This window comes from Streptomyces sp. NPDC050743, from assembly GCF_044456925.1.
Classification (GTDB): Bacteria; Actinomycetota; Actinomycetes; order Streptomycetales; family Streptomycetaceae; genus Streptomyces.
The window spans coordinates 1-9,132 of record NZ_JBITGJ010000181.1 but is presented as its reverse complement, the minus strand read 5'-3'; the positions used below and the strand labels follow the sequence as shown (position 1 = coordinate 9,132).

General features: G+C 69.8%; 10 protein-coding genes and 1 pseudogene. 5 read left to right on the top strand and 6 right to left on the bottom strand.

Translation table 11 applies throughout. The annotated features are described in order from the left end of the window. Positions 1-320: 320 nt before the first annotated feature. Positions 321-776 carry a hypothetical protein gene (locus ACIBJF_RS49980; RefSeq protein WP_399184547.1) on the bottom strand — a complete coding sequence of 152 codons (456 nt, stop codon included), beginning with the start codon at positions 774-776 and terminating at the stop codon, positions 321-323. 529 nt (positions 777-1,305) lie between these two features. Further along, complete coding sequence (locus ACIBJF_RS49975) at positions 1,306-1,998, bottom strand: hypothetical protein (RefSeq protein ID WP_399184545.1); 693 nt, start codon at positions 1,996-1,998, stop codon at positions 1,306-1,308. Between the two features lie 19 nt (positions 1,999-2,017). Between ACIBJF_RS49975 and ACIBJF_RS49970 the strand changes: the two genes are divergently transcribed. Further along, entirely contained in the window at positions 2,018-2,326 is a 309-nt protein-coding gene (locus tag ACIBJF_RS49970; RefSeq protein ID WP_399184544.1) for a peptidoglycan-binding protein, read from the top strand. A gap of 634 nt (positions 2,327-2,960) precedes the next feature. Next, a pseudogene (locus tag ACIBJF_RS49965) lies at positions 2,961-3,194 on the top strand (tyrosine-type recombinase/integrase); the annotation flags it as partial. 78 nt (positions 3,195-3,272) lie between these two features. Here the strand turns inward: ACIBJF_RS49965 and ACIBJF_RS49960 are convergent. Further along, the gene (locus ACIBJF_RS49960; RefSeq protein WP_351805293.1) at positions 3,273-4,034 is read right to left on the bottom strand and encodes a phosphoglyceromutase; all 762 of its coding nucleotides are present in this window, start codon (positions 4,032-4,034) and stop codon (positions 3,273-3,275) included. A 155-nt stretch (positions 4,035-4,189) separates the two neighbouring features. Between ACIBJF_RS49960 and ACIBJF_RS49955 the strand changes: the two genes are divergently transcribed. Continuing rightward, a complete protein-coding gene (locus ACIBJF_RS49955) occupies positions 4,190-5,443 on the top strand; it encodes an MDR family MFS transporter (protein ID WP_399184543.1) in 1,254 nt (417 codons plus the stop codon). A 115-nt stretch (positions 5,444-5,558) separates the two neighbouring features. On the opposite strand, the gene ACIBJF_RS49950 is transcribed toward ACIBJF_RS49955, so the two are convergent. Further along, positions 5,559-5,777, bottom strand: coding sequence for a hypothetical protein (locus tag ACIBJF_RS49950; RefSeq protein WP_399184542.1), 219 nt, complete (start codon positions 5,775-5,777; stop codon positions 5,559-5,561). A 561-nt stretch (positions 5,778-6,338) separates the two neighbouring features. Here ACIBJF_RS49950 and ACIBJF_RS49945 point away from each other — a divergent pair. Next, positions 6,339-6,812, top strand: a complete 474-nt coding sequence (locus tag ACIBJF_RS49945; protein WP_399184541.1) for a carboxymuconolactone decarboxylase family protein — start codon at positions 6,339-6,341, stop codon at positions 6,810-6,812. Between the two features lie 15 nt (positions 6,813-6,827). Here ACIBJF_RS49945 and ACIBJF_RS49940 read toward each other — a convergent pair whose 3' ends face one another. Continuing rightward, positions 6,828-7,304 carry a DUF2000 family protein gene (locus tag ACIBJF_RS49940; RefSeq protein ID WP_399184540.1) on the bottom strand — a complete coding sequence of 159 codons (477 nt, stop codon included), beginning with the start codon at positions 7,302-7,304 and terminating at the stop codon, positions 6,828-6,830. On the opposite strand from ACIBJF_RS49940, the gene ACIBJF_RS49935 reads away from it, so the two are divergent. After that, positions 7,303-8,118 (top strand): AraC family transcriptional regulator, encoded by an 816-nt coding sequence (locus ACIBJF_RS49935; protein WP_399184539.1) that lies wholly within the window; start codon positions 7,303-7,305, stop codon positions 8,116-8,118. The two genes, ACIBJF_RS49940 and ACIBJF_RS49935, sit on opposite strands and share 2 nt — an antisense overlap. On the opposite strand, the gene ACIBJF_RS49930 is transcribed toward ACIBJF_RS49935, so the two are convergent. Continuing rightward, positions 8,119-8,922: a hypothetical protein gene (locus ACIBJF_RS49930; protein WP_399184538.1), complete on the bottom strand. Its 804-nt coding sequence runs from the start codon at positions 8,920-8,922 to the stop codon at positions 8,119-8,121. Positions 8,923-9,132 lie beyond the last annotated feature (210 nt).

Sequence of the window (9,132 nt, the reverse complement as noted above, 5' to 3'; positions counted from 1 at the left end):
CTGACGGCGATCCGGCTATCCCTGCCCTGCTCCGCAGGAGTCCGATTCCTCCCCGGCCTGAAGGCCGGGGCATCCTCGGAGGAACCCGGTGAAGCCGACCACCGCTTTAGGAGTTCGATCCGGCGACCATACTCGCCCTGCTTGGAGCCCCTTGCCGGCGTCGCTGGTTCCATGACAGGCCGTCGATCTACGGGGCCATTCGCAGTCGTTGATGTCAGACATGATGTCAACGGCTCCAGCCAGCCGCTGGAGATGACATCGCCTCAGAGCGGAACCCCCTGAAAGGATCAGCCTCACTCGGGCCGTCATGCGCTCAGTGGTCAGGAGGTCATCCTCCCGGTAGTTGCAGTGGTGGGCGCCGCCCAGATAACGACGGACCCAGCACCGTGGCCCGCGGCGACCTTCACGATGCCGGGGTCGATCCACATCACGGTTCTCATCGGGAGGTCGAACGAGGTGAGCCTGAAGCCGGCGCGCTCGGCGGCGTCCGTGAGCACGTCGTCCGGCACAGGGTCGACCACGAGGGCGCGCATGTAGGAGCCGAAGTCCGGCTCGTTGGGCAGCCAGCAGTAGTGCGCGAGGTGCTGTTCGATCCTGTCGGCGAGGGCGGTGCGGAACGCGTCGATCTGTTCGGGGGTGCGCTGTTGCCTGCTGTGGTCCGTTGTGGCGTTCGCGAAGGCCGTACTCGGCGGCGCGCCGACATCATGTTGCGGGGGCGTGGCGAGTTGCTCGGCCCACCAGGTGGCGGCGGCCACAGCTTCGGGGCGAGGGGTCATTGGTCCCATCCCCTCGTGGCTGCTGCGAGGCCGGCGAGGATGGTGAGGGCGCGCGGGCGGTTCGGTGAGGGTCATAGTGATCCCTAGGTCGAGACCGGCGCGGGGGGCGGGGTGCCAGTGTGCAGGCTCGTGAAGGTCTTGTGAAGTATGTGGCGTTTCGTTACCGCGAGTAAGCCAGTCGACCAGGCGGGTGGCCGGACAGTCGCCCCGTCCCCATCACTTCCGCTCGAAACGCTCCAGCCGGCCGTCATCCCCAAAGCACGGCGCAGTCACGGCGCGTGCATCCGCAATGGATTCACGGAATTGCCGTGTGGATCGGCGACGAGCTCTGCATAATCGCTGACGTCTATAGGGGGAAGGATTGGCATATGGATGGGCAAAGGTGTTCGAAGTGTTCCGCTGAACGGGCGGCGGCAGGTACTCACGCCTGTCAGTGCACTCAGCAGGTGGCCACCACGGCCCGCCGCGCCGACCCGTCCGAAACGGCCGCGCAGGAGGACTTCCACTCGCTGGGCGTCCGCCCGTACATCTACGTCGAGCTGCCGAAATCGCCCGGCACCAAAGAGCTCCCCTCCAACCCGCCTCCGGGCCAGAGCCCCACCGCTTTGGGACAGCACGGAACGCCGTCAGCCCCCATCACCTCGCCTTCTGCGACCCTCCCGTCGGGCATGAGCGTGGTGGGCGGCCGTACGCTGGAGGTGCCCCACTCGCTCTTGGAGCCGTCGGCGCCGCCGACGACCGGGCCGGGCGAGGCCGACACCCAGCCGCTCCAGAAGCCGCACGAACCGGTAGCGCCGAGTGCTCCACGCACACGGCGCACACCGAGTGCATCACACGGGCCGGACGGGCTGAGCAGCCCGCTGTCGCCGTCCCGACCCCCCTCCCGCAACAGTTCCCGCGGGGGGCAGAGGCGCCGACCGAAGGGCCAACGCCGACAGGCGGCCCTGATCCTTGCGGCGATCGTGGTCGCCGTCGCGGGCTTCACGAGCGGGCTGCTCACCCCGGACAAACCGAGGCGCGACACCGCGCTGCAGGACGGACGCACCAACACGCCGGAAGAGTCCGGCCGCACCTCGGCCTCTTTGTCACCCTCCGCGTCGAGGTCCACCGAGCCGTCCGCTGCGAAGCGCGCGAGTTCCTCGACGCTGCCGGCGTGGCCGACGTCGACGTCGGCCACGCCGGCAGCGCTCTTGGCGTCGACGTCGAGGTCGGCGTCGGCCACGCCGATAGTCCCGAACCGCGTGCCGACGGCCCCTACCGCCGACTCGGTCGGTTCAGCGCAGCCTGGCGAGAGCCAGACCGTCACGGGACCGGTGCTGCGCCGCGGCGACAAGGGCCCCGAGGTCGCGGAACTGCAGCAGCGCCTGCGCCAGCTCTCGTTCTACACCCACGACATCACCGGTAACTTCAACATCCAGGTCGAGAACTCCGTGCGCAGCTACCAGAGCTCCCGCGGCATCTCCGCAGAGCCCGGCGTGTACGACGCGGCGACGCGCCGCAGTCTGGAGTCGGAGACCTCGGAGCCCTCGGAGCCCTCGGAGCCCGGCTGAGCGTTTGGTCCGCCTAGAAGACCGGACCGGTTAACGCATCGGTGCACCCATGAGGGCCGGGCTTGTCAAGCGCGGAGCAGGGTTCGGCCGTGACGTCGCGACGCTCTTGAAAACCGTCGTGGCTCGAGTCACCGTGGGTTCAAATCCCACACCCACCGCGCACATTGACGGCCCCCGACCAGGCCATAACGGTCGGGGGCCGTTGCGTTGCGCTGTGCCCCGTTCGTCTCCGTGGTTCCCCGTGGTTTCCCGCTCGATCGGGCACGAGTGGGGCACGGGCCCCTTGGTGGCCTGCCCGGGTAGCGGTGATCAGTAGCCGGTCTACTGATCACAGGTCTCGCCGACCGGCGAGGCTGAGGAAGCCCACGGCTCTGACCAGTCAGGCACCGTGGGCTTCTGTCGTTGTTGGTCGGCGTCGAGTGACCTTGCACGGCCCAGGGACGGCGCGGGGGGGAGTGCCGCTTTACAAGTTCGATCACTCCTTGGCTTGGTCGGGCTTCGCATCCTGAACCGGTGCCATATGTGGCTGCTGTATGTCGCCGCCGTCCGGGGGCGTTGATGTCAGCGTTGGATGTCAGCGGAACAGCTCTGGCAACGGGCAGGCCTCCGGAGGCTCCTCCGGCCGGTCGGCCCAGCCAAGAGCCGCGAGCACGCCGCCGCCCGCGAGCACGGCATGCACGCCCTGCGGCACTTCTACGCGTCCGTCCTTCTGGACGCCGGGGAGAGCATCAAGGCCCTCGCCGAGTACCTCGGACACTCCGACCCGGGACTGACGCTCAAGGTGTACGCGCACCTCATGCCGAGCAGCCGGGACCGGGCCCGGAAGGCTCTCGGGCGAGCACTCTGGCCACAGGACCCGGGGGCCTGAGGGCCCAGAGAGGGCCCAGGCGGTGAAAACGCCCCTGATCTGCGCCAAAAACGCAGGTCAGGGGCATGATCACAAAACCTACTTCTTCTTGCCCTGGTTCTTGACCGCCTCGATCGCCGCCGCGGCCGCCTCGGGGTCGAGGTACCTGCCGCCGGGGGTGAGCGGCTTGAAGTCGGCGTCGAGTTCGTAGACGAGGGGGATGCCCGTCGGGATGTTCAGGCCCGCGATGTCGGCGTCGGAGATGCCGTCCAGGTGCTTGACCAGGGCGCGCAGCGAGTTGCCGTGGGCCGCGACCAGGACCGTGCGGCCGGTCAGGAGGTCGGGGACGATGTCGTCGAACCAGTACGGAAGCATCCGGTGGACGACGTCCTTCAGGCACTCCGTCTTCGGGCGCAGCTCCGGCGGGAGCGTGGCGTAGCGCGGGTCGTCGAACTGGGAGAACTCCGAGTCGTCCGCGAGCGGCGGCGGCGGGGTGTCGTAGGAGCGGCGCCAGAGCATGAACTGCTCCTCGCCGAACTCTGCCAGCGTGGCCGCCTTGTCCTTGCCCTGGAGGGCGCCGTAGTGGCGCTCGTTCAGGCGCCAGCTGCGGTGGACCGGGATCCAGTGGCGGTCCGCGGCCTCGAGGGCCAGCTGGGCCGTGCGGATCGCGCGCTTCTGCAGGGACGTGTGGACCACGTCGGGGAGGAGGTCGGCGTCCTTCAGGAGCTCGCCACCGCGGACTGCCTCCTTCTCGCCCTTCTCATTGAGGTTGACGTCCACCCAGCCGGTGAACAGGTTCTTCGCGTTCCACTCGCTCTCGCCGTGGCGGAGGAGGATCAGCTTGTACGGTGCGTCGGCCATGGGAAAGAGCGTAATCCACGGGTTCGCGCCGCCGCCCCGGCCGGTCAGTGGGTGGACGGTTGACGGCATCTGTTAATCGAGTGGCCCTCGGCAGGCCCCGTATGTAAGTTGTGCTTACCGCGTGAGCCGCTTACCGATCCATGGGGGGTTTTGTCATGTCCGGCACCCGTCTCCGACGTGCCGCACGGGAGAGCGTCTCCGGGCTCCCCCGAGACTTCTGGTGGCTGTGGACCAGCACCCTCGTCAACCGGCTCGGCGGGTTCGTGGCCACCTTCATGGCCCTCTACCTCACCCTCGACCGCGGCTACTCCGCCTCGTACGCCGGTCTCGTCGCCTCCCTGCACGGGCTGGGCGGGGTCGTCTCCTCGCTGGGGGGCGGGGTGATGGCCGACCGGCTCGGCAGGCGGCCGACCCTCCTCATCGCCCAGTCGGCCACGGCCGCCTCCGTCGCCCTGCTCGGCTTCATGACGGACCCCGTCGCCATCGCCGCCGTCGCCTTCCTCGTCGGCATGGCCTCCAACGCCTCCCGGCCGGCCGTACAGGCGATGATGGCCGACATCGTCCGGCCCGAGGACCGGGTGCGGGCCTTCTCCCTCAACTACTGGGCCATCAACCTCGGCTTCGCCGTCTCCTCGACGGCCGCCGGGTTCATCGCCGAGGTCAGCTATCGCGCCGGCTTCCTCATCGAGGCCGGGATGACCCTGGCCTGCGCGCTCGTCGTCTTCCTCAAGGTGCCCGAGTCCCGGCCGACGGCACAGGTGAAGGAGAAGGACAGCGCCGTCAGCCTCGGGACCGTGCTGCGGGACGGGCGGTACATGGCCGTCGTCGGGCTGTGCTTCCTCGTCGCCCTCGTCTTCCAGCAGGGGTCCGTGGGGCTGCCGGTGGCCATGGGGCGGGCCGGGTTCTCGCCCGCCGACTACGGCCTCGCCATCGCCGTCAACGGCATCCTGATCGTCGCCTTGCAGATCCCGGTCACCCGGTTCATCGAGCACCGCGACCCGCGCACCCTGCTGGTCGTCTCCTCGCTGCTCGCCGGTTACGGCTTCGGGCTCACCGCGTTCGCCGGCTCGGTCGGCGTCTTCATGGTCACCGTGTGCGTGTGGACCCTCGCCGAGATCGTCAACGCCCCGACCCAGACCGGGCTCGTCGTACGGCTCTCTCCGGTGCACGGGCGCGGGCGCTACCAGGGCGTGTACACGCTGTCCTGGTCCGTCGCCGCGCTGGTCGCCCCGCTGATGTCCGGCGCGGTCATCGACCGGCTGGGCGCGCAGTGGCTGTGGGGGATGTGCGCCGCGGTGGGCACGGTCGCCGGGCTGGGGTACGGGGTGCTCATGCGGGGGCTGCCGAAGGAGAGCCCGGCGGTGCCGGCCCCGAGGTCGGACGCCGAGCCGGAGGTCAGCGCCGCCTGAGGGAACGGGACGCTCGGCAAGCGCGTCCCTCGCACGGCCCAGCCCCCTGCCGGGATGTTCTCCGCCGGCAGGGGGCTCGGTGCTGCGATCGCGACGATCGGCACTCCAGGAAGGATCAGAAGGCGAGGTTGACGCCGATCTGGTGCGGCTGGCTGAGGGCGCTGACGGCACCCAGCACCTGGCCCTGGACGGCGCCGAGCTGGGACAGCGCGTCGGCGGTGCTCAGGGTGGTGGAGTCGGCGGTGAGGCTGGCCTCGGGGGCCAGGCCACCGGAGACGGTGTCGAGCTCGGTGTCGGAGATCTCGACGGTCTGGATCTGGTGAGCGGCGTTCATGATGAAACTGCCCTTCGCACGGATGGTCCAAGGGGAAACGGCCCGTTGGGGACAGATGGTCGGGCCGCGACCGCGGGCGTGCGCCGTCCCTTTCAGGACACCTGGCGCGATCCCGGCGGTGCGAGCGATCAAACCACGGAGCCTGCCGGGCATCCAGTCAACCGCCGCTCGCACCCGCCCAGTTGGCCGCCCCGGATGACGGATCCGTGCGGGTACGGTCACGCGTTGGGGCCAGTTCCTCCACATGCCGGGCCGCACAGGCGGGGCACGGCTCTTGCCGTCGCCGCGCCGACCGGGACAACTCCCCACCAACGGAACCCGCCCGGCCCTCGGATGCGTACACGCTGTGCAGATTCCGTTCATGGACGAATCCGCGGCTCCGGGCAGCGAGCGGACCGCCCGGAACGCAGGACGAAGAGCGCGGTGGCGGACACCCGGGCGGGCCCACCCCGACGATCCCGTGACCCGGGTCACACTCGGCCCTGTCACATCTCCGCGGAGGGATCCGTCAGGGAGGTGCAGCCAACGGAAAACCGCTCGGAGACCACACGGGAGAACACCATGGACGCTCGTCTGAACATCTTCGCCAACCCTGTCACCGGCAAGTTCTTCAAGTACCTCAACTCGGCGGGGAAGGTGGTCACGGACTCCCCTCTGCCGGCCGCGACACAGGAGCTGGTGAAGATCCGGGCCAGCCAGATCAACGGGTGCGGGATGTGCCTCGACATGCACACCAAGGACGCCACCGCCGCCGGGGAGACCGCACAGCGGCTCAACCTGGTCGCGACCTGGCGGGAGGCGCCGGTGTTCAGCGAGGCCGAGCGGGCCGCGCTGGAGCTGGCGGAGCAGGGCACCCGTATCGCCGACGCCGCCGGTGGCGTCCCGGACGAGGTGTGGGCGAACGCCGCCAAGCACTACGACGAGGACCAGCTCGCCGCGCTCGTGACGCTGATCGCCCTGATCAACACCTACAACCGCGTCAACGTCATCGTCCGGCAGCCCGCAGGCGACTACCAGCCCGGCATGTTCGACTGACCCCGGCAGGCGGCCTCAGGGGTGCATGCGCGCGCCCTTGAGGACCTTGTCCACTGCGCCCCGCGGGCCGTACACCGCGAGCCCCACCAGGTCCAGCTCCGCCGTCGGTACGGCCCGCACCGCCGCGCGGTTGTCGCGGTCGTTGCCCGTGGCGAACAGGTCCGAGGTGAAGACGGCCCGGGGCAGGGCGCGGCTCAGTGCCCTGCCGTGGGCCGCCTTCAGGGTCTCCTTCGAGCCCTCGAAGACCAGCACCGGCTGGCGGAACATGGGCAGGTACGCCACGGCGTCCGCGTCCTCGTACGGCTCGCCGATCACCTCGGGGACCGTCGCGCCCAAGCCGCTGACCAGGAACGCGGTGACGTTGAGCCGCTGCCAGGGCTCCAGGTCCTCGCGCAGCAGCACGGCGATCTTCGTGTCGAATCGGATGGGTTCAGCGCTCATGGAATGAGACTGCCGACCGCCCTGCGGCGCCGTCTTGTACGTTGTTTGCATGGCCGCCCGCCAGAAAGGCACCCGCCGGGAAGTCAGCGCGTGGCGCCCCAGCGTTCCGGGCGTCACCGAGGTCTTCCACGCCCACTTCACCGAGTACGCCTACCCGATGCACGTCCACGACGCCTGGACGCTGCTCATCGTGGACGACGGCGCCGTACGGTACGACCTCGACCGGCACGAGCACGGCACCCCGCACGACACCGTCACGCTGCTCCCGCCGCACGTGCCGCACAACGGCTCCCCGGCCACCCCGGACGGCTTCCGCAAGCGGGTCGTCTACCTCGACAGCAGCCGGCTCGGCGAGGATCTCATCGGGCGGGCCGTCGACACGCCCGATCTGCGGGATCCGGTGCTGCGGCGGCGCGTCGGCCAGTTGCACTCCGCCCTCGCCCGGCCCGGCGACGAGCTGGAGGCCGAGAGCCGGCTGACGTTCGTCGGCGAGCGGCTGCGCACCCATCTGCGGCCGTCGGCGGCGCCGGCGCCCCCGCGCCCCGACCCCGCGCTCGCCCGTGCGCTTCGGGAGTTGCTCGACGCCCGGGTCGTGGAGGGGCTCCCGCTGGAGGAGGGCGCGCGGCTGCTGCACGCCCATCCCGCCCATCTGGTACGGGCGTTCAGTGGGGCGTACGGCATCGCCCCGCACCAGTACCTGATGTCCCGCCGGGTCGGGCAAGCACGACGGCTGCTGCTGGACGGGCTGGCGCCGGGCGAGGTGGCCCCGGCCACCGGGTTCTACGACCAGGCCCATCTCACCCGGCACTTCAAGAAGCTGGTGGGCGTGACGCCGGGGCGCTACCGGGCCTGCGCCCGGTCATAGCTACTCGACGTCCACGTAGTCGCCCGCGGCGGTCGCGCCGCTTGTCGTGCTCGTCTCGCTGAACGTCCAGCGCCAGTAGCCGTCCGCGGCCGCGGTGACCGTGGTCTTCAGGTAGCCCGCGGAGTCCGCCGACACGATCTTGACCGTCGAGTAGGTGCTGGTGCCGGCCTTGCGGAACTGCAGCTTGGCCGCCTTGCCGCCGAAGCCGGTGTAGGCGTGCTTCACCCAGTCGGCGCGGGTGATCCGGCCGGTCACGGTGAGCGTCCTGCCCTTCGCGACGGGCTCGGGCGAGGCGTTGACGGTGACCTGCGCCCTACGCTTGACCTGCACGGAGCCGAAGCCGGTCAGGTACTCCTCGGTCCTGGGCTGGCCGTCCGAGCCCCAGATGCGTGCGGAGACCGCGATCTTCCAGGTGGTGGCGTCGTTGTTCGAGTCCAGGGTGTAGCGAGGCTCGATGTACAGCTCGCCGTCGCAGTCGGCGGCGTGTGTGCCGTCCTCGTTGCAGTTGGTGTAGCCCATGTAGATGCCGTCGGAGTTCGCGCCGTTGGCGACCGTGGTGTCGTGGTAGAGGAACGGGAAGGCGTCCACGTCCGGCAGCTGGGGGCCGGACGGCCAGGACATGTGGTACGTGAAGCCGGGCCTCACCTCGGCGCTGGTGCCCACGATGATGGGCTTGCCCTTGTTCACGACCAGGTTCGACACCGTGATGCCGGTGTCCGCCGCCTCCGCGGACGGCGCGGCGAACGCACCCAGGGCGAGCGCTCCCGCGAGCACGACCGCGGAGCCGGATCTGCCTGCGCGCATGCACAACCTCTTCGTCGGTGAGGGACCGGTAAGGCCCCGGTAAGGATTCGGGTCGCCGCAGGTTAACAGCACGTGCCCGAACGCCGGTTCGGGCCCCCACCGCGGTCCGTCCCCCTAGACGAGTCTTTCCGAACACGGTCAGTGGTCGTAGGCGGTCAGTGACCGGCTGACCGTCTGCCCGGTCTGGAAGTTGTGCCAAATCGCGGCGGC